This is a genomic window from Arthrobacter sp. zg-Y895 (assembly GCF_020731025.1).
GTDB lineage: Bacteria > Actinomycetota > Actinomycetes > Actinomycetales > Micrococcaceae > Arthrobacter_B.
Map to the genome: position 1 here is coordinate 153,075 of NZ_JAJFZY010000010.1, position 19,403 is coordinate 172,477.

General features: G+C 63.2%; 15 protein-coding genes. 11 read left to right on the forward strand and 4 right to left on the reverse strand.

What is annotated here, in order from left to right; genetic code table 11:
• Positions 1–42 precede the first annotated feature (42 nt).
• Positions 43–528, reverse strand: a complete 486-nt coding sequence (locus LJ760_RS15110; RefSeq protein ID WP_227924151.1) for a nucleoside 2-deoxyribosyltransferase — start codon at positions 526–528, stop codon at positions 43–45.
• Positions 529–648: 120 nt separating this feature from the next.
• On the opposite strand from LJ760_RS15110, the gene LJ760_RS15115 reads away from it, so the two are divergent.
• The 3 genes from LJ760_RS15115 to LJ760_RS15125 are packed head-to-tail and all read left to right on the forward strand — an operon-like array spanning position 649 to position 2,693.
• A complete protein-coding gene (locus LJ760_RS15115; protein WP_227924152.1) occupies positions 649–1,350 on the forward strand; it encodes a histidine phosphatase family protein in 702 nt (233 codons plus the stop codon).
• A 15-nt stretch (positions 1,351–1,365) separates the two neighbouring features.
• Complete coding sequence (locus tag LJ760_RS15120; protein WP_227924153.1) at positions 1,366–1,926, forward strand: DUF3090 family protein; 561 nt, start codon at positions 1,366–1,368, stop codon at positions 1,924–1,926.
• Positions 1,926–2,693 (forward strand): SCO1664 family protein, encoded by a 768-nt coding sequence (locus tag LJ760_RS15125; RefSeq protein WP_227924154.1) that lies wholly within the window; start codon positions 1,926–1,928, stop codon positions 2,691–2,693. The genes LJ760_RS15120 and LJ760_RS15125 overlap by 1 nt, the downstream gene beginning before the upstream one ends.
• Positions 2,694–2,917: 224 nt before the next feature.
• Here the strand turns inward: LJ760_RS15125 and LJ760_RS15130 are convergent, their stop codons facing one another.
• Positions 2,918–3,856, reverse strand: coding sequence for a hypothetical protein (locus LJ760_RS15130; protein WP_227924155.1), 939 nt, complete (start codon positions 3,854–3,856; stop codon positions 2,918–2,920).
• A gap of 177 nt (positions 3,857–4,033) precedes the next feature.
• Positions 4,034–5,752, reverse strand: a complete 1,719-nt coding sequence (gene poxB / locus LJ760_RS15135) for a ubiquinone-dependent pyruvate dehydrogenase (RefSeq protein WP_227924156.1) — start codon at positions 5,750–5,752, stop codon at positions 4,034–4,036.
• Between the two features lie 732 nt (positions 5,753–6,484).
• Between poxB and LJ760_RS15140 the strand changes: the two genes are divergently transcribed.
• Together LJ760_RS15140 and LJ760_RS15145 are read left to right on the forward strand one after the other, a co-directional pair.
• The gene (locus tag LJ760_RS15140) at positions 6,485–7,231 is read left to right on the forward strand and encodes a hypothetical protein (RefSeq protein WP_227924157.1); all 747 of its coding nucleotides are present in this window, start codon (positions 6,485–6,487) and stop codon (positions 7,229–7,231) included.
• A 615-nt stretch (positions 7,232–7,846) separates the two neighbouring features.
• Positions 7,847–7,996, forward strand: coding sequence for a hypothetical protein (locus LJ760_RS15145; protein WP_227924158.1), 150 nt, complete (start codon positions 7,847–7,849; stop codon positions 7,994–7,996).
• Between the two features lie 1,000 nt (positions 7,997–8,996).
• Here LJ760_RS15145 and LJ760_RS15150 read toward each other — a convergent pair.
• Positions 8,997–10,670 (reverse strand): hypothetical protein, encoded by a 1,674-nt coding sequence (locus tag LJ760_RS15150; protein WP_227924159.1) that lies wholly within the window; start codon positions 10,668–10,670, stop codon positions 8,997–8,999.
• 171 nt (positions 10,671–10,841) lie between these two features.
• Here LJ760_RS15150 and LJ760_RS15155 point away from each other — a divergent pair, with 171 nt between their 5' ends.
• From LJ760_RS15155 to uriT, 6 genes are all read left to right on the forward strand, one after another.
• Positions 10,842–12,287, forward strand: a complete 1,446-nt coding sequence (locus tag LJ760_RS15155; protein ID WP_227924160.1) for a DUF3375 domain-containing protein — start codon at positions 10,842–10,844, stop codon at positions 12,285–12,287.
• The gene (locus LJ760_RS15160; protein WP_227924161.1) at positions 12,284–13,069 is read left to right on the forward strand and encodes a DUF4194 domain-containing protein; all 786 of its coding nucleotides are present in this window, start codon (positions 12,284–12,286) and stop codon (positions 13,067–13,069) included. Before LJ760_RS15155 ends, LJ760_RS15160 begins: the two co-directional genes overlap by 4 nt.
• A complete protein-coding gene (locus LJ760_RS15165; RefSeq protein ID WP_227924162.1) occupies positions 13,066–16,377 on the forward strand; it encodes an ATP-binding protein in 3,312 nt (1,103 codons plus the stop codon). The genes LJ760_RS15160 and LJ760_RS15165 overlap by 4 nt, the downstream gene beginning before the upstream one ends.
• Before the next feature lie 21 nt (positions 16,378–16,398).
• The gene (locus LJ760_RS15170; protein WP_227924163.1) at positions 16,399–16,593 is read left to right on the forward strand and encodes a hypothetical protein; all 195 of its coding nucleotides are present in this window, start codon (positions 16,399–16,401) and stop codon (positions 16,591–16,593) included.
• Positions 16,594–16,699: 106 nt separating this feature from the next.
• Positions 16,700–17,620, forward strand: coding sequence for an oxygenase MpaB family protein (locus LJ760_RS15175; RefSeq protein ID WP_227924164.1), 921 nt, complete (start codon positions 16,700–16,702; stop codon positions 17,618–17,620).
• 269 nt (positions 17,621–17,889) lie between these two features.
• Positions 17,890–19,368: a uridine transporter UriT gene (gene uriT, locus LJ760_RS15180; RefSeq protein WP_331460733.1), complete on the forward strand. Its 1,479-nt coding sequence runs from the start codon at positions 17,890–17,892 to the stop codon at positions 19,366–19,368.
• Positions 19,369–19,403: the final 35 nt, after the last annotated feature.

Sequence of the window (19,403 nt, forward strand, 5' to 3'; positions counted from 1 at the left end):
CCGCCTCAGAGGCGCTCGTGTCTCAACAATGCACGCGGTTTATTAGCCTGTATAGGCATCCGGCGCCGTTGGGGCAACCGTGATTGGGCAGCCTCTGGATGCGACAGAATTCGAGTCAGGCCGAGGCGGCGGGCACTTCGCGATCATAGCCAGGAGGTCGTCCAGGGTTCCGTGGCACTTCTCCACCTCAGGTAGGTGGTAGAACGCGCTGGTGGTCTCAGGATTATTGATGTCGTCCGCCGAATACAGGATTATTCGTCTGCCTTGAGCGATCGCGATGCCAAGCTCGATGTGCGTGCCCTTCCCGCCCGGAAGCAGGATAACGACGACGTCGGCCCCCATCACTGCATCTCTCTCCTGCTGCCCGATAGAGCGCAGATCATCGAGGGTAACTGTCCCCGCATCCCGCGCTGACGCGTTCTGCGTCCAGTCGTACGCGTTGACGTAGCCCTTGCTTTCCAGCGTTTGCGCGACATACCGGACGTTGACGATATTTCTGAAGCTCGACGCAACATAGAACCTTTTCAAAGCTTCTCCCTCCAGATTCGAACTGCGCCCATTGTTCCTTACTGAGCTGGCCTCTAGGGAGCACGCCCCGCACCGTTCACCTGCGCGCCGGACCCTCGAGCACATGACTACTCTGGGGAGATGGCAACAGTAATCCTCGTGCGGCACGGCCGCACCACAGCGAACGCCACCGGAGTGCTGGCCGGCCGGACCCCCGGCGTCGAACTCGACCAGGTGGGCCGCGACCAGGCGGCCGCGACCGGCGACCGGCTCGCCGTCGTGCCCCTGGTCGGGGTGGTGTCCAGCCCGCTCGAGCGCTGCCGGCAGACCGCCCAGTTCATCCTGGACCGCCAGTCGGGCACCCCGCATGCGCCGGTCGACGTCGACCTCACCGAGTGCGACTACGGCTCCTGGCAGGGCCGCACGCTCGAGGAGCTCGCGAAGGAGAAGCTGTGGGCCACGGTGCAGTCGCAGCCCTCCGCCGTCACCTTTCCCGGCGGCGAGTCCATGGCCGCGATGCAGGCCCGCTCGGTGGCCGCGATCCGGCGCCACGATGCAGCCTTCGAAGCCGAGCACGGGCCCGGGGCCGTTTGGGTGGCGGTGAGCCACGGCGACATCATCAAGTCGGTCCTCGCCGACGCGCTCGGCATGCACCTCGATATGTTCCAGCGCCTCAACGTGGGCCCGGCCTCCGTGTCGATCGTGCACTACGGCACGGGACGCCCCACCGTCCTCGCGACCAACACCGACGCCGGGGACCTGTCTTGGCTGGCCGCTCGGCCGACGTCGGACGACGCCCCGGTGGGCGGTGGTGCAGGTCACGCGGCACCGCCGGCCCGATGAGCCTAGAGTAGTTCTATGCCTACAACCGTTCACGATTTCGACTGGCCGGACCGCGTCGTCGTCGGCACTGTCGGCGTTCCGGGCCAGCGCACGTTCTACCTGCAGGTGCGCGCCGGGAAGCAGATTGTCAGCATCGCTCTGGAGAAGCTGCAGTCGGCCCAGCTCGCCGAGAAGATCGACGAGATCCTCGACCAGCTTATGACCGTCGACGGCAACCCCTTCCACGTTCCCGCGAGCACTCCCCTGGAGCTCGTGGACAATGACGATCTCGATGCTGTGGAGGAACAGTTCCGCGCCGGCGTAATGAGCCTCGGCTGGGACCCGACGACGGCGCAGGTCGTCATCGAGGCCTACCCCCTCGACGAGGTGGATGAGGACGACGACGGCTTCCTCGAGGATGACGACGACGAGACCGACGACGCCGAAGAGGTGCTGCGGGTGCGGATGCCGGTCGGGACGGCCCGGGCCTTCGCCAAGCGCACGCGGGAAGTGGTGGGCGCCGGGCGTCCGATCTGCGTGATCTGTGGTCAGCCGATGGACGCCGACGGGCACACCTGCACCTTCCCCGAGGCCTAATGCCCGCGCCCGACCTCGTGACCGCCGAGCTGACACTCACCGGCCGGCTCACGACGGCGTCCAATGCCACTTTCCTGGGCAGCATCGGCGACGCGGCCGTCGTCTACAAACCGATAGCCGGCGAGAAGCCGCTCTGGGATTTTCCCGACGGATGTTTGGCGCACCGGGAGGTGGCCGCCTACCTGGTGTCGGAGGTGCTGGGCTGGAACATCGTGCCGCGCACCTGGCTGCGCGACGGCCGGTTTGGTGAAGGCATGGTGCAGCTCTGGCAGGAGACCGACCCGGAACAGACCGCGGTGGATCTGGTGCCGGAGGAGGACGTGCCGGAGACCGGGTGGAAAGAGGTCCTTCAGGGTCAGGATGAAAACGGGCGGATCGTTTCCCTTATTCATGAGGACACTCCGGCGCTGCGGCGGATGGCGGTGTTCGATGTCCTGGTCAACAATGCCGACCGCAAGGGCGACCACGTCCTCGCCATGAGCGATGGGCGCCGGTACGGGGTGGACCACGGGCTCACCTTCCACAGCGAGCACAAGCTGCGGACCGTGCTGTGGGGCTGGACCGGCGACGAGCTGAGCGCCGAGGAACTCGAGGGTGTTGACCGGGTACTCGAAGGACTGGACGGTGAGCTGGGCTCGCAGCTGGCGAAGCTGCTTACCGCTGAGGAGATTGCTTCGTTCGCTGAGCGTTGTGCCCGGTTGCGCTCAGCCGGGGAGTTTCCGGCTCCGAGCGGCGATATGCCTGCGGTGCCCTGGCCTCTGTTCTAAAGGGATTAGGCTTCGGTCATCGCAAGTTGTCTCACGTTTTGGTCCGGGCCTTCGGAGGTAACGACAGGTCTCATCTTGCTAGACCGTGCTCGACAAGCCAGACAATTCTACGTGAATATGTGAGAGTCAGGACAGGGTGCCCCTCAAAGGTCGCGTAGCAACCAGTAAAGGCAGCCTGGACGTGGCCACGGCCTTTAGCTGCTGTTCCTAGAAGGTGGACTCAACTACTTGTGTGAATCATCCAAGGATGCCAAGATCTCGTGAATGATGTTGTCCCTGACGATCTTCTTGAATTCCTCCTCGTCATTGCGGATTTGCCTCGAAACAATCGAGTGTATTTCGCTGGCAAGTAGCCAAGAATCATGATGCAACTTCTCGGTCGGTTGAATGTCCACATTTACCCAAAAATAAGGCTCGTGCTGCATCTCGAAATTATATGCAACTTTGCGGGCAGCCTTGGAGCTAGTTGCGATAACCCTGAATGCCAAATATAGGCCACCATTTCCATCATTGTCAGCGCCCCCAACCAAAGCAGAGAAAAACTGCTCATCACCCTCAAGAGGTTCCGAGAAAGTCCAAGGAATCGATCCCGCCGAAGTCAGGTCCCTTACATGGGCGAGGATCTTCTCATCCTGGTCATAGGTGAACCAACCGCTATCCAAGGCTTCTAAATGAGCAGACCGCTCCATTTGGTTTTCGGGGAACACTACTTCTTGAGTATCTGGATCCACCACTGTTGGGTTGTCGAGGAAATCTAGAACCGCTTTAAAGGCGTGCTCACGGATCATTTCCGAAACTTGATTCTGAGCAGCTTTAAAGAGACCTTTGAAGTCGGTTCCAGCTGCATTTCTCTTAGTTGTGACCCTTTTGCGCTCCTCGAAAGGCTCACCCGCGGTTTGCTTCGTCAGAAACAGTTCGTACGAGTAGTTTGCCTCGTATCCCCAAATATTGAGTGTGGTGCTGTCATCGATTGACGTCTCGTAGCTCAGTGTTCCACTAGGCCCCAGATCACTTTTAGACCATAATAGGTCTCGCGATATCGTCTTACGAATAGCCCTATCGACAATTTGCTTCCAGAGGTTTGCGTCCACGCTTAGGCCCTTTCGATGGCAGAAATAAGAGCCATCATAGTAGCCATCCATCCCGTTCGTGGCAGCTGCCATTAGGGATTCCAAGAACTTTCGACTGGGTGCCGAGGGAACGTGCTCACCATTCGTTGCTTGTTCTCGGCCTAGGGCCTACTGAGTTGGTTAGTGGCGTCTGGCGGGGGAATGGACATATCCCATTACCTCCGTTACCTGACCGCTTTCACCGCGTGGCTTCTCTGCGCTGCGTGGACCTCAAAGCAGCTGCCGCGCGTTGGCCTTTGCGAGATCGATGAGCTCGCGGCCATTCCCGGCGAGCACGGTGCGCATCGCGTAGACCGCAAAGCCCGTGGCCTGCTTCGCATCGATCTTCGGAGGCATGGAAAGCTCCTGCCGCTCCACCGCGACGGAGACGAGCGCGGGGCCGTCGTACGCGAACGCACGGCGCAGGGCGCCCTCGAGGTCCTCCGGACGCTTTACGCTCTCGCCGTGCATCCCCACCGCCTGCGCAACCGCACCGAAGTCCGGGTTCTCGAGCCCGGTGCCGAAGTTGACGATGCCCGCCGCCTTCATCTCCACCTCGACGAAGCTGAGCGCCGCATTGTCGAACACGACGATCTTGATCGGAAGCTTGTGCTGCACCACCGTCAGCAGATCACCGAGCATCATTGCGAGGCCGCCGTCGCCGGCGAGGACCACCACCTGCCGGTTCCGATCCACGGCCTGGGCGCCCATACCGAGCGGGGTGGCCGCCGCCATGGTGCCGTGCCAGAAGGAGCCGATCAGGCGCCGTCGCGCGCTGATGTGCAGGTGCCGGGAGGCCCAGATGACTGGAGTGCCGACGTCGGGCAGGAAGATCGCGTCGTCGGCCGCGAGCTTGTCGATCAGGTGGGCCAGGTGCTGCGGATGGATCGTGCCCGGGCCCTGCTTCTCGAGGTCGTCGAGCTGTGCGCGGGTGCGGCGGTAGTGGTCCAGCGACTTCTCGAGGTGGGTGCGGTTCGACTTCCGTTCGAGCAGCGGCAGCAGCGCCGCCGCCGTCGGGCGCACCCCGCCAACCATGCCCTGGGTGAGCGGCACACGGCGGCCGAGCTGCTCGCCCCGGATGTCGACCTGCAGGATCTTCGCCTTCTTCGGGTAGAACTGCTGGTACGGGAAGTCGGTGCCGAGCATCAGCAGCGCGTCGCAGTCCTCCATCGCCCGGTATCCCGATGCGAAGCCCAGGAGCCCGGTCATGCCGACGTCGAACGGGTTGTCGTGTTCGATGACCTCCTTGCCTCGGAGGGCATGCACGATCGGTGCTGCCAGTGCGTCGGCGAGGGCGAGGACCTCCTCGCGTGCCCCCTCGACGCCGGCGCCCGCCAGGATGGTGACGTTCCCGCAGGAGTTCAGCGTGGCGGCTGCTTCCTGCAGCTCCGCCGGGGAGGGCACGGTGACCGGGTCGGTGCGGCGGACCGTGAAGACGCGCTCGTCCACGGCGTCTTCCAGCGCGGTGTCGCCCGCCATCACGAGCACGGCGACACCCCTTTTCTCGATGGCCGTCCGCATGGCGATCTCCAGCAGCCGCGGCATCTGCTCAGGGCTCAGGACCATCTCGCAGAAGACCGTGCAGTCGCGGAACAGCTCGGTGGGCCGGGTCTCCTGGAAGTACTGGCTGCCGATCTCGTCGCTCGGGATGTGCGAGGCGATCGCGAGCACGGGAACCCGGCTGCGGTGTGCGTCGTAGAGCCCGTTGATGAGGTGCATGTTGCCGGGGCCGCAGCTGCCCGCACACACCGCGAGCTCGCCCGTCAGCGCCGCCTCCCCGGCGGCCGCGAACGCGGCCTCCTCCTCATGCCGGGTGAGCATCCACTCGATGCCCTTCTCCCGGCGGATGGCCTCGGTCACCGCGTTCAGGGAGTCACCGGGAACTCCCCAGATCCGCTGGATCCGATTGGCGGCGAGGTTATGGACAACGGTCTCGGCGATCGTGGGCATGCTGCTCCTCCGTTCGGCGCGCTCAGACGGCCCCGCCAGTCTAGGCGGCGGGATCGGGTGGGGGTAGAGGTGTGGCAGGTGGGTATTTGGCCTACCGTTCCCGCGGGCGGAACCTGGAGCTCATGGACAATGACGGGCTTGAGGCGGTTCCCCGCCGGCATGATGAGCCTGGGCTGGGACCTGACGCCGACGGGCACATTGATGGCTTCCGCGTACATCGAAGTTGTCGATGCTGTATCGAGAAGCTGTCCTCATCGACCATGAGCCGCTATGCGCGTATCAAACCACCGGGTGACCAAAGACCATTTGTCGACCATGGAACGGACTCGGCTCCTGACCCGCCACCTTTCTCGCAGCACGTTCCTGTTGCACGATACGGGGGTGCTGGCCGGTCGAGTTCTGGCCTAATTTTGCCCGGAGCAGCCACATATGATCCGGGCGGTTGCTGCCGGAACCGACTTTGAGGACCACCCCGACCCGATGGGACAGGTTCCCGCGCCCAGTACGGCTCGGAGATGGGCAAAGAAAGTTCCAAGTCACCACGGTTCCCGTTCGGCCGGTCAACGATTGCGCCCCGATGAAACGTCCCACTACTTTGGCATTTCAACGGGTTTTGAATTGGTAATTGCATCAGGCATTTGCATCGGAATTTGTTAATAGCACCCGCCAGTACGTCGATTCACCTGAGAGACCACGTCTCCTGAAACTTGCTTCGGGTGCTTAGATATACCCATGGACAAGCAACTAAAAGAAGCGCAAGAGAAGACGATCGCAGCGCTCGTCAAGCAATCAAAACGTAAGTCAGGCGTACCCATCCGTAACGACTTCACCCAGTACAGCAAAGAAAACTCGCCAGTTCCTGGCCGGCTGGGAGACATGGTCAAAAGCGGCAACGGAAGATCCCTGGATCTCTATCTCCTGCACCGTTTGATCGCCTCCGCCGCGCCATGGGACACGAGTCGTCCAGCTACCGTCTGGGCAAGAGCTTTGGGATTGGGAGGAGAGAAATACGGTAAGGACGCTGTCTCGAAGTGTTGGACCAAGCTCGAAGGCTATGGGCTGATCAAACGAGAGCGAGTGTCCCGTCAGGCTAAAATCACGACTCTCCATGAAAACGGTCAAGGAGATCCCTATACCTCGCCCGAAGGGAAGTACTTCAAGCTTCCCCTCGAATACTGGACCTCCGGTTGGAGCAGCAGCCTTTCGGTTGCGGGTAAAGCCGCACTGCTTATCGCAAGCTCGTTGCGCCCTGGTTTTTATCTGCCTGAATCTCAAGCCAACCGCTGGTACGGCATTTCTGCCGACTCGCTGGGCGATGGGTTGAGAGAGCTGCAAGGCCACGGACTATTAAGCTTCGAAACAGAGACCGTAGAAGACTGGGGAACATCGGACGTCGTCTTCCAGCGGCGACACTACACGTTGCATGCCCCGTTCGGAAAGGGTTCCAAGGACCCTATAAGCCTTTTTCTAGCATCATGAGCAACTCGCCTGCCAAGGGAAGGGAATAAGGAGATGAGAGGAGGTGATGTAGATGACCAGCCCAGCGCATGAACGGAAGAGAGCCGAGGTGGTCCGCAGGTGGTTGCACACGGTAGCGGTACTAATCTCAGCCCTAGCCCCGATCGCCGCGATATTGGTTCAAACCTGGCAACCGTAATTTCACAACACGAGAGACCGACGGATTCGGTTGGCGCCAGCCGACTCCTCAACAAGCACTTCCAAGGTTAGCCCGCAAAGACTATGCCCAGCAGTTACGGTGGCTGCCAGCGACATGTTCCGTGGCACAATCGTTGGTGCACTAAAAAAGGCCCCTAACGGGGCCCCAGAAAAAATTTATTTGACACGCATGCTACAATACTTTAGGCGTTTGCATTTTTCGCTGCTTGTATGTTCCCACATTCAAGCGATACTTCAGTTGGCGCTGGAGTATCTCTTTATTCATGATCCGCATGGGAAGGAGAGTGGTTCTAAATACTCACCAACAACAGAGTAAACCTACACGGGGGTCCAGTTGGATGTCAACTATGTTCATGTGACCCTCCTCGCCACACTGAGTGGCGACTCTTCTTGCGGTGACCTTTCAAAGGACACAGCATGACAGCAGGAACATCAACCCGTAAGACCCTCTGGACCAAGGCCTTCGATAAGACCGGGCGGGCCGCAAAGGCGATCTACAAAATCGTCTCAGCCGTGACCGTGGTTTGGCGTCTGGTTGAGTTCATAGGTGAGTGGGTGCCTATGTAGTCTCAATCCTGGTGTGGGCCGCTACGAGCGGGCCACACCAGGAATGACGCCGTTCGCCAACCGGCACCTCCTTGGCCGTGCACAAGCACTAGTCAAAGTTCTTCCAACAGCTCATCACCGGCCGAAGCCTTTGTCCTGATGGGGATTTACCTGCTGGCTATGGGGCTCAGGAGGGGTCGGCAATGAACCTGGTTCAGGGGGTTGCTGCAGAGGACAGAGGCGGGCTGAGGAAAGCTGAAGGCCATGCGGGTGCGCATGGTCCAATGGCTGGCTCGACCGGCTGGCCCACGGCGCTGTGCTCCCCAAGGCCCACACCCAGCGATTCGAGCCGACGCCCCGGTCTTCAACGACGGCACGCGTGTCGCGGCCGATCTGGGAGTCCACTGCGCCGGGTTCAAGATCTCGTTCCCTTCTTCGAGCGCCACTTCCCTGTTCCCGGCGGAGACAAGGTCAGGCCCTAGAAACGGATATTTTACCCGGCGATACACGAGCTGTACTTCATCGGACTGGTCTAGTCGCTCAGCGCGATCATCCTGATCTCCGCACGACAGTCCAAGCTCACTGCCGACCGCTTCCAGGGCTGCTCTGCCCTGGAGGACCAGACATAGATAGACGCGGAGATTGACCCCGCCATCAGAGGGCGATCACCAAGAGGTATGCGGGCAGCACACGGCACAGCATCCAGATGGATTTGGATAATTGCATGCGTGCACTGCGCCGAAAGCGTGAGCGGGGCGGGGACGTCAGTACTGTGCAGACTATAGCTGACCGCATGGTCACCCGACATGGCCAGGACCACTGTGCACTTTCACGCCACGTCGCCGACGTCACCCGCGAAGCCCCCGGCATTGGACACGCCACCGCCATTCCGCTTGTTGCGCATCGGCTCGCGAATCGGCGCGCCTTCGAGGTTGAGGGTCATAGCCTCGCCGCACTGGAGGACATCCCTGCTGCGCATGACACCGCAGCCGCCACTGGTCACCTCGACGCCTGTGCGACCCTACAGCGGCGCGACACCTTGGCGTCCTTGTGTGAGGACCGCCTGGTCGGACCTTCCATGCAATTCCACCAGCTTTGCTGCGATGCGCCGCTTGGCATTTAGAAGTTTCATTTCGCCTTCCGAGCTCAAGCGCTTTTGTACTTCGAGTTGATCCCGGACCGCCTCATCGATCTCTGAAAAGGCCTTTGCCAGCAGCGGGGCGGACAGAACTGGTGAGATACGGAAGTTATATTCACCGACGCCATGCCTAGGCTGAATTGCCACCCGTTCACGCAACATATCCGTTAGTGACTTGCGGTTGTCAAAGGTACCTATGGGTGCATACTCACCAAACCGAAGGTGCACGACGTCGTCTCGGATCCCTACAAGCAACTCTTCGTGGTCTCTGTACTCATCCCTCGACCACTTCACGCCCGTGACCCATGAGGGGATATCAGCACGAACAGCTGCAATCGACGCAGCATATTCACTACATTTCTCTTCGTCGGCTTTTTGTCTTTCTGATTCGGCTAACAACTTTTCCATAACTGCTTCTTCTGCTTGAACCATAGTGGCAGATAGTGTGGCCATTTCTTCAGAAAAATCTACGTCACCCACAGCACTCTTACTTATTTCGATAGTTCCATCTTCCAAAACGCGCCATATAGCACCAGTGGCCCTCTTTGGAAGCAACTCTCCTAGTGTTTGGGCCCACGCCGGGTAATCCTGCTCATTGGGAACATCCGCGATGCGAAACAGGGCGCGAACGTTCTCCCTGTACGTCGGTTCGACTACTAGACACTCCGCTATACGGGCAGGACCAGCCCCGGAACGGACCAACCGCCGGCCAACTGCGGCTCGATACTGGCGGCTCGGTGTCCAAGATTCTGATGCGCGTTCAAAATCAACGATCCACTCAAACGCGAATCCTAATACTCTTTCGGCGTCCTCATCATTAAGGACATCACCCTGCTCGCTAATCGTGGAAATAAACCACTCCGCTTCCGAGATGTTTGAAGCGAACGCAACGGCGCCCAGCACATCCTGCACTTCTCGCAGTTTTCCAGAGAGATAGTCGTAGCTCTTTTTATCGACTGGTTTCGTTGGAGAAAAGGTGAAGACGTTTCCGCGCCTACCTCGTAGCCGGTTCCACCGCGCCAACGCATCGCGATAAGCCGACCCAGCATGGTCTACGCACGCACGGTAATCACCGGTCTCTCTTGCTCGCTCTGCTTCATTTATCGCGTTACGAAGTTCGTCGTCGCGGATGGCATCCGATAGGACTACTTTTCTAATATCGACCGCAAAGTGCGCTTCAATAAGACTAGCGACATAGGATTCAGTAGCACCAGCCCATAGTGGCACCTGGTCACGGTCTGGTTCTAGGCCCTCATGCTGGGAGGCGTTACGTGCACGCCGCAAATGTTTGATGTCTTGAAGAACAACCGGCTTCCAGCGGTGTCCAAAATCCTGTACTAAACGGCTAATGAGATCATCAAGTTTGCCATTTGTGGGAATTGTCACCCCACGGCTAATCGCCACCATCGAGCTTGCGCGCTCTACAGCCGCGTCCAGAGCAACGATTGCGCTGCCACGGCGATACTTTCCAACGTGGCTGGCCCGGGACGTCGCATCCTCCAGCGCGAGACGGAGGTGCACGAGCTGTTCGACCTCGTGGAGTGTCAATGTAGTCATTGTTTTATTCTCTCTTGGCTCAGTTAGCGCATTGTATGTTGGCTTCCTGTCAACAGGGACAAACTGTGTGAAGAAGCGCGGGGCCGCCACGCCCCTGACCCACCCCACCCTCCCGCCCGGCTAAAATCGAGGAGGCCCGTTTTTCCCCACCGCACGGGCGGAAAGCGCAGAATGTCCTTCATCGAGAACGCCGTTGCCCGCTGGGCCGAACTGCAGCGGCTCCAGGCCTCCCCCGGCTGGAAACTGACCAATGCCAACGCCTGGGTCCCGGCGCTCTTCCGCGAAGCCTTCACCCGCACCCGGCCACGGGTTCCGCTGGACGATTTCCATGCCATGACGGACTCCTTCCTGAACCGGCTCCGCATGGACGGCGTCCAGCTGCGCGAAGACTGGACCGGACGGAACTACGCCGATGACTGGGTGGCCCGCCGCTTCCTGGCCCGGCCCCGCGCGGACGGAAAGTTCGTCTACGAACTCACCGAATCCTCCGCCCGCTTCCTCTCCTACCTGGACGGCTACACGAGCGACAAAACGTCCCTGAACTCCTCCCGCCTGGCCACCCTGCTGGACCGGGTGGAGAACCTCGCACAGGAATCCAACCCCGACCCCGCCGCCCGCATCGCCGTCCTTAAAGAAGAGGTCGCCCGGCGCGAGGAAATGATCCGCGCCCTGGAATCCGGCGAGGCTCCCCCGCCGCTGCCGGACGACACCGCCGTCGAAGCCGCCCGCGACATCCTCGACCTGGCCGCAGCTCTGCCCGCCGACTTCAAGCGGATGCGCGACGGCCTGGAAAAGATGCTGCATGACCTGCGCCAGGAAATGGTGGAATCCAACGCCGCCAAGGGCCTGACCATGGGCGAAATCCTCGAAGCCGACAAAAAGCTGCGCAGCACCGCCGAAGGCCGCACCTACGAGGGCTTCACCGCCTTCCTGAACGACGCCGACCAGCAGGCCCGCTTCCGCGCCGCCATCGCAGAGGTACTGGAACGGGACTTCGCCGACGACATGAGCCCCGAAGACCGGCAGAGCCTCTACCGGCTGATCAGCGACATGCGCGACCAGGCCACCGAAATCCACCGCATCTACGGCCGGCTCTCCGAATCCATGCACACCTACGTGCAGAGCGACGAGTACCGCGAATCCGTCCAGCTGCGCCAGCTCATCCGCGCCGCCGAAACCGCCATCCACAAGGCACCGCGCGGACGCCGCCGGGCCGCCGTCGTACCCGCACCGCAGCTGCACGGCTCGGGCTTCGAATCCCTCAGTATGGTCCGGGTCTACAACCCCGAGGACCACGCCGCCCCGCGCACCCTGCCCGAACCACCGCAGTTCACCGAGGCGGACATCCACCGCTCGGTCCGCACTCCGCGCGCGGACCGGCGGGTGCTGGCCGACGCCGTCTCCCGGGCGACGGCGACCCGCACCAGCGCCACCGTGGCCCAGGTATTCGAGCAGCTGCCGCCCGAACACCGGCACCTGAACAGCATCCGTGCCCTGCTCGCCGGCGGCTCAGCCGCTGGAGACACGCTTGAATCCGTCACCTTTACCCAGATCGACGGCAGCGAGCGCACCGCGCTGCTGCCCGCCGTCGCCGTCGCGAAAGCCCCCGAAAAATGAGCGAGACCACCGCAGAACTGTCCGAGGCCCCGGAGGAATTCGACCCGGAGCTGGAAGAAGAGCAGGAAGAGTCCGCACCGCGCGATCTCCTCGTGGACGGCCCGGAACTGTTCCCCGGCGACACCGGCACCCTGCCGCTGAAGCTGCGTCAGGCCCTCATCAGGCTGCTGCGCGGCCCGTACCTGGACGCGAACTCGAGCGACAACGTGTACGAGACCGTGGTGGACAACCAGGAGCAGCTGCGCGTCCGGCTGAGCGAACTGTTCCTCACCCTGGTCATTGACGAGGACCGCAAGGTCGCCCTGCTGCGCCCGGTGGAAATGGCCGAACCGCACACCTCCGCCCTGCAGCGGCAGCGCGAAATGACCCGCGAGGAAACCCTGCTGCTGCTGCGCATGCGGCTGATCCTGGACCGCCACACCGGCACCGGGAACGAGGCCACCATCGCCCGGCAGGACATCATCGAGGTGCTCGAGGGCTACGTGGATCCGGGCCAGCGCGACGCCAAATCCGTGGAGGACCTGGCCGACGCCGCCATCCGCAAGCTCGTGCAGGACCGCCGGCTGCTGCTCCCCACCGAGCTGGACAACGTCTGGGTCATTTCCAACGCCCTGCCGCTGGCCCTGCCGTACAGCCAGATCGGCGACATCATCACCTTTATGCAGACCCTCGGCGGGGACGACGCGGGGGACGACGACGCCGTCCCCGCCTTGGAGCTGGACGGCACCCCCGTGGACAGCATCCCCGCTGACGAAGAGAACGACGGCGAGGAGCCGGCATGAGCATCGAAACCACCCTCCCCATGGGAGACCTGATCAACCCCGGCCAGAACCGGCTCGCCTCCGTGCAGATCGTCAACTGGGGAACCTTCGACGGCGCGCACACCATCAAGGTGGACCGCGCCGGCACGCTGCTCACCGGCGACTCCGGCGTCGGCAAATCCACCATCTTCGACGCCATGCTCCAGGTCATGGACGCCCGCCCCCGGATGAACGAGGCCGCGCAGAACAACTCCGGCACCAACGCCGAGGAAAAGCGCAACGCCTTCTCCTACATGCGCGGACGCCTCGGCACCCAGGGGGCCGACGACGGCGCGGGCACCGCCTACCAGCGCCCCGGCGCCACCTGGTCCGCCGTCTGCCTGACGTTCGACAACGGCCTGGGGCAGATCACCAGCCTCTCCGTAGTCATGGACCTGCCCGCCACCGGCACCGAGCACAACCTGGGCCGCTACTACCTGGTCCACAATAAGCCGCTGGATCTCAAGGCCCTGCAGGCCGGCATGCGCGGCCGCTTCACCAAGGGAAGCCTGGAAAACCTGCTGCCCGGTGCGGCCGTGTTCGATTCGCACAAGATGTTCGCCGAACGCTACCGGCATGCCCTGGGTGTGGAGGACGAGAAGGCCTTCAACCTGCTGCGCATCCTGCAGACCGGCAAGGGCCTGGGCGGCACCGTCAATGACTTCTTCCGCAACCACGTGCTGGACACCCCGCGAACACTTACCGCCGCCGAAGAGGCCGTGGAGGACTTCAGCCACCTGCGCAGCATCCGCCGCCAGCTCGAACGCGCCCGGCAGCAGCGCGACCATCTGCAGTCCGTGCCCGAGCTGCACACCCGGTACCGCGAAGCGGCCGATGCGCTGGCGCACAACCGTGCCCTGGCGAAGGAAGGCCTGCCCGCGTACCGGCAGCGCCTCGCCCTCGAAGGCGCGCAGCGCACCGCAGAGAAGCTGGAGCAGGCCGCAACGGAAGCCCGCTCCGAACTCTCCGCCGCCGAAACCCGCCGGGCCACGCTGAAGGACCAGCGCGACGCGCTCAGCACCCGGTACACCGAAGAGGGCGGCGGAGCCATTGCCACCCTGGAACGGGAACTCGCGGCCGCCTCCGCGCAGCTGCGTTCCCGGGAAACCGTGGAAAACGCTGCGAAGGCCGAGCTTGCCGCGGCGGGGATCGACGTCGACTTCTCCCCCGCCGGCCTGGTCACCGCCCGCAGCCGCGCCGCGGAGCTGGTGAAGTCGCTCGGCACCGAGCTGGACGCCGCCCGCGAGCGCAGCAGCAACGCGCACGGCGAGGCATGGTCCCTCAAGGGGCAGATCGCGAAGCTGGAAAACGAGATCGGCTCCTTCCGCCGCCGCACCTCCAACATCCGGCAGGACTCCCTGGACCAGCGGACCCGGATCTGCGCCGCCACCGGCATCGATGAAGCGGACATGCCGTTCGCCGGGGAACTGATCGACCTGCCCAACGAGCACGCCCAGTGGCGTCCGGCCGCAGAACGTACCCTGCGTTCCCTCGCCACCGCCCTGCTGGTGCCCGGCGAGCACATGGCCGCCGTGACCCGCTACCTCAGCGAGAACGACGTGCACGGCTACGTCCGCTGCATCGACGTCTCCGTTCCCGTGGACGGCCCCACCGAACCGGGCCCGGATGACCTGATCACCAAGCTGCTCACCCACGACTCGGAAATGGGCGAGTGGGTCCGCCACAAGATCACCGCGCACTACGACTTCGTGTGCGTCGAGGACCCGGCCGGGCTGGCCGACGTCGCCAAGGGTGTGAGCCTGGGCGGTGCGGTCAAGCGCAACCGCAGCACCACGGAAAAGGATGACCGGCACACCAAGGCCTCGGACAACGTCCTGGGCTTTGACAACAAGGACACCGTCGCGGCCCTCGGCAACGAGCTGCTGGCCCTGCGCGGTGTCTTCGAGGAAGCGGACAACCTCTCCCGGCAGCACGCCTCCGAACAGGACGAGCTGGTCCGCCGGCTCGCCGCCGTGCGCGCCATCGCCGCCGATGAGCGGACGTGGGAGGACCTGTCGGCCGACGCCGCACGCGCCGCCGTCGCCGTCGCCAATGACCGGCTGGAGTCCGCCCGGGATGCCAACGCCGATCTGGAGCAGATCCGCTTCGAACTCGACACCGCCGAGCTGGACCTCACCGCCGCCACTGAGAAGGTCGGGGTGCTCAAGGGCGACGCCGCAAGGCTCGACGCCGACAGAGCCGCCGCCGTCGAACGCCGCACCGCGCTCTCGGCGAAGGCACCCGAAGCCCTGTCCGAGGGACTGCGTTCCGCGCTGGCCGACCTGTTCGAACCCTTCGGGGAACTGACCGACCCGGCCCGCCTGAAGGAGGCCGCCGGCGAGGTGGAACGGTCCCTGATCACCGAGCAGGCCCGGCTGGAGAAGACCCTGCTGGAAACCCGCGCGAAGCTGGAACGCACGTTCGAGACCTTCAGCGACAAGTGGGGTTCGGACTTCGGCACCTCGGTGGAATCCGCCGGCGCCTACGAGGACCGCTTCGAGGACATCATTTCCGAAGGCCTGCCGCAGCGCGAAGCCGAGTTCCGCGAATACTTCAACAACCGCACCTACGAACGTTTCAGCGACCTGCTGCAGCTGCTCGACGAGGAACGCCGCAGCATCTCTTCGCGTCTGCTTCCGCTGAACTCCGTGCTCCGCCGGGTGGAATACTCTGCCGGCAGCCACCTGGAGATCGAGGTCGCCACCACCGTTCCCGACGCCGCGCACAAGTTCCGTACCGAACTGAAGAACGCGCTGCCCATGATGGGCTCGCGGCAGGATAAGGCGGACATGGACGCCCGGTACGCCGCGCTCGAGGGCCTGGTGGACCGGCTGAAGGATCCCGAGGAGAAGCGCTGGCGGGCCGAGGTGCTCGATGTCCGCTCACACGTAACCATCACCTGCACCCACCGCCTTGCCAGCGGGCACACCTACACCAACCTGCAGGCATCGCTGATGTCCGGCGGCGAGGGCCAGCGGTTCACCGCGTTCATCATGGCCTCCGCGCTGGCCTACCAGCTGGGCATTGTGTCCCAGGGCTTCAGCACATACGGAACCGTAATGATGGACGAAGCGTTCGTTAAGTCGTCCCTGTCCTTTGCCGAGGCGTCCATCAACGCGCTGCACGAGTTCGGCTTCCAGCTGCTGCTCGCCGCACCGGAGGACAAGGTGGACCTCTCCCGGTTCCTGGGCTCGGTCACGGAAATCCTGCGCGACGACGTCACCAACCGTTCCGGCGTGATGGAACGGGCCATGGGCAACTCCCGGTCGGTGGACATCCTGCTGCGCTAGGCGTGTATGAAAGGTAATGACATGAAAGACAAGTACGCGGTAAACGCCGTGATGCTAGCCGGCGTTGCCTGCATTCTTCTTGCCACGTTAGGGCCGCTGGGGAACATTGCGGGCATTCTGTGGCTCGCTGCGCTGCTGTTCTTCGCAGCGGCCCCGGTGCTGGCCTTCCAGCGGCACCAGCGTGACGGAGGACCGGATTACGGCTCCCGTCCGTAGCCTGCGGGCCGGCAGTACCGGCCACCCAGCGGTCACAAGGGGCACCAGGCACTAGGGGCACTAGGGGCACTAGGCAAGCGATCCGGACGGATGGACACTGGGGAAGATGAGCGTCTTTTCTCCTCCCCGGTCGATCGCGTCGTGGCGCCGCCAGCTGATCGGCACGTTCAGCAACAACGCCGCCGAGATCCCGCAGTGGGAGCTCGACCTGGCGGAGGGCGACGACGTCGGGCACTTCGGTCCGGAGTCCGCCGTGTGGGCGGTGCATGGCTCGATGACGCCGATCATTGCCGGCATCCGCGCGCTGCTGCTCCAGGCTCTGCACCCCGGGGCGATGGCCGGGGTGCATGATTTCTCCGATTATCGGTCGGATCCGCTGGGCAGGCTTGCCGGAACCATCCGCTGGATCTTCACCGTCACCTACGGGGACACGGCCGCTGCGAAGGCGGGCTCGGACTGGGTGCTGCGGCTGCACGAACGCGTGCACGGCACTTATACGGACGCCGACGGCGCGGTGCAGCCGTATTCAGCCAACGATCCCGAGATTGCCCGCTGGGTCCATCTGGCCTTCACCGACGCGTTCCTCTCCTCGCACCAGCGTTACGGCGGACCGATTCCGGGCGGGGCTGATGCCTATGTGGCGGAGTGGGCGGTGGCGGGTGAGCTGATGGGCATCCCAGATCCGCCGCGTTCCGAAGCCGAACTGCGCAAGCAGATGGCCGGCTACGATACCCAGCTGCGCAGCAGCGGCTATGTGAACGAAGCCCTGTCGTTCCTGAAGCGTCCGCCGCTGCCGGGCAACCAACGGTTCGGGTACCGGGTGCTCTTTGCCGGGGCGGTGGCCAGCCTGGAACCGCGGCACCGGGAACTGCTGGGGCTGCGGGCTCCGCATCTGGGGCCGGTTCCGTTGCCGGTGAAGTTTCCCGTGAAACTTGTCTTGGGTGTCATCCGGCTTGGGCTCGGCCCGCAGGGACCCAGCGAACGGTCCGCCCGCGAGCGGATCGGGCGGCTTTCCACCGGGCAGTAGGGTTCTGCCGGGCAGTCCGAGCCGCCGCACGGAAGTCCAGACGCCCTGCGTCGGCCTGCCGGCCGGCGTCGTCGTCCTTGGGCGCTTACAGACAAATATCGCCATCCGCAGCTCCCACGATCCCTTGTTGTCCAGCAAACAGGGCATTCCAGAGAAATCTGTCTCAGAGGGCGATATTATTGTTAACCAAGCGTCCATTCTTCCGAGGCCTTCCTGTTACGACGTACTGGGGCCATGGGCGCCTTCAACTGAATTGGTGAGATAGACCCGTGAGTGAAATCACCCAGCGCCGCGTCAATGTAACCGCATTGATGACGGCGCTTCTGGCTGCCTGCATGGCATTCCAGCTGAACGCTTCCATGCTCTCCCCCGCACTGGTCACGGTTGAGAAAGAGCTGAACACGACCTCTGCGGCCGTCGCCCTGACCCAGACGGCATTCTTCACCTCCGCCGCGCTGTTCTGCCTCTTCCTGCCGCGGCTGGGGGACATCATCGGCCGCAAGAAGGTCCTTGGCGGGATGATCCTGGCCTTGACCATCGGCTCCGTAGTGGCAGCTCTGGCGCAGAGTATCGAAGTTCTGTTCCTTGCCCGCCTGATCCAGGGCGTCGCCGGACCGACGATTGCCCTGTCCCTGATCATGCTGCGGGTCGAGGTGCGGGAGCCCAAACGCTACGGCACCTTGTTGGGCGTGCTGACTGCAGTCAACGGCGGCATTGCCGGCGTCGACGCCATCGCCGGCGGCTACCTGGCGCAGAATCACGGCTTCGCCTCGGTGTTCTGGGTTATGGCCATCGCAGGCGCCATCGCGTGCACACTGGTCATCGTCGCCGTGCCCGAATCCGTTTCCATGGTCAAGGAAAAGATGGACTGGGTGGGCGTTGTCCCGCTGGTGATCTCCGTGGGCACCCTGCTGACCGCCTTCAACGAAGCCGGCAAACTGGCCGCAGCCAACTGGCCTCTGGTGGGCGGACTGATCGTCGTTGCCGTCGTCGCCTTCGCCGCCTTCTGGAAGGTGGAGAACCGCACCGCCCACCCCCTGATCGCCACCTATCTGCTGAAGCAGCGCTCCACCTGGGCACTGCTGCTGACCACGCTGCTGACCATGACCGGAGTTTTCGCCGTTATGAACGGCATCCTTCCTGCCCTGGCCCAGGACGGCGTTGTCGGCTTTGGGATGGGCGCGGAGGTATCCGCCTGGTGGACCCTCACGCCGTACGCCCTCGCGGGCTTGGTTATTGGCCCGTTTGCCGGCCGCCTCGCGGGCAGCTGGGGTTACGCCAAGGTGATGCGGATCGGCACAATCGGCTCCGTGATCGCCCTGGCCCTGATGCTCCCGGTTATCGGCAGCGATTCCCGGCTGGGCCTGCTGGCCGTCTCCATCCTGATCGGCATCACCTACGCCGGCATTAGCAATGTCATGCTCAGCGGCCTGGGCGTGATGCTCTCCCCGAAGGAGAACCCCGGTTTCCTCCCGGGCCTGAACGCCGGAGCCTTCAATCTGGGTGCGGGGCTGAGCTTCGCCGTGATCTACGCCGTGCAGACCGCAACCACCACCCCGGACGGCACCGGCACCGAGGGTTACACCGGCGGCGTCACAGCCGGTCTGGTCATCCTGCTCCTGGCTCTGGCCGTTTCCTTCCTGATCCCCAAGCCGGCCGACGCTGAAACCGTCGCAGATGCCCAGACCGACGACGCCGGAAACCAGCTCGGTGCCGAACCAGTCCAGGCAGCGGCCGCCCTGCACTAAAAACGCGTGGGAGAATGGCTGCCCCGGACTTCAGC

Bases quoted from the DNA above. Each gene is read 5' to 3' on its own strand.
- LJ760_RS15115 (WP_227924152.1), top strand. From the start codon at position 649: ATGGCAACAGTAATCCTCGTGCGGCACGGCCGCACCACAGCGAACGCC.
- LJ760_RS15120 (WP_227924153.1), top strand. From the start codon at position 1,366: ATGCCTACAACCGTTCACGATTTCGACTGGCCGGACCGCGTCGTCGTC.
- LJ760_RS15125 (WP_227924154.1), top strand. From the start codon at position 1,926: ATGCCCGCGCCCGACCTCGTGACCGCCGAGCTGACACTCACCGGCCGG.
- LJ760_RS15130 (WP_227924155.1), bottom strand. From the start codon at position 3,856: ATGGCAGCTGCCACGAACGGGATGGATGGCTACTATGATGGCTCTTAT.
- poxB (WP_227924156.1), bottom strand. From the start codon at position 5,752: ATGCCCACGATCGCCGAGACCGTTGTCCATAACCTCGCCGCCAATCGG.
- LJ760_RS15140 (WP_227924157.1), top strand. From the start codon at position 6,485: ATGGACAAGCAACTAAAAGAAGCGCAAGAGAAGACGATCGCAGCGCTC.
- LJ760_RS15145 (WP_227924158.1), top strand. From the start codon at position 7,847: ATGACAGCAGGAACATCAACCCGTAAGACCCTCTGGACCAAGGCCTTC.
- LJ760_RS15150 (WP_227924159.1), bottom strand. From the start codon at position 10,670: ATGACTACATTGACACTCCACGAGGTCGAACAGCTCGTGCACCTCCGT.
- LJ760_RS15155 (WP_227924160.1), top strand. From the start codon at position 10,842: ATGTCCTTCATCGAGAACGCCGTTGCCCGCTGGGCCGAACTGCAGCGG.
- LJ760_RS15160 (WP_227924161.1), top strand. From the start codon at position 12,284: ATGAGCGAGACCACCGCAGAACTGTCCGAGGCCCCGGAGGAATTCGAC.
- LJ760_RS15165 (WP_227924162.1), top strand. From the start codon at position 13,066: ATGAGCATCGAAACCACCCTCCCCATGGGAGACCTGATCAACCCCGGC.
- LJ760_RS15170 (WP_227924163.1), top strand. From the start codon at position 16,399: ATGAAAGACAAGTACGCGGTAAACGCCGTGATGCTAGCCGGCGTTGCC.
- LJ760_RS15175 (WP_227924164.1), top strand. From the start codon at position 16,700: ATGAGCGTCTTTTCTCCTCCCCGGTCGATCGCGTCGTGGCGCCGCCAG.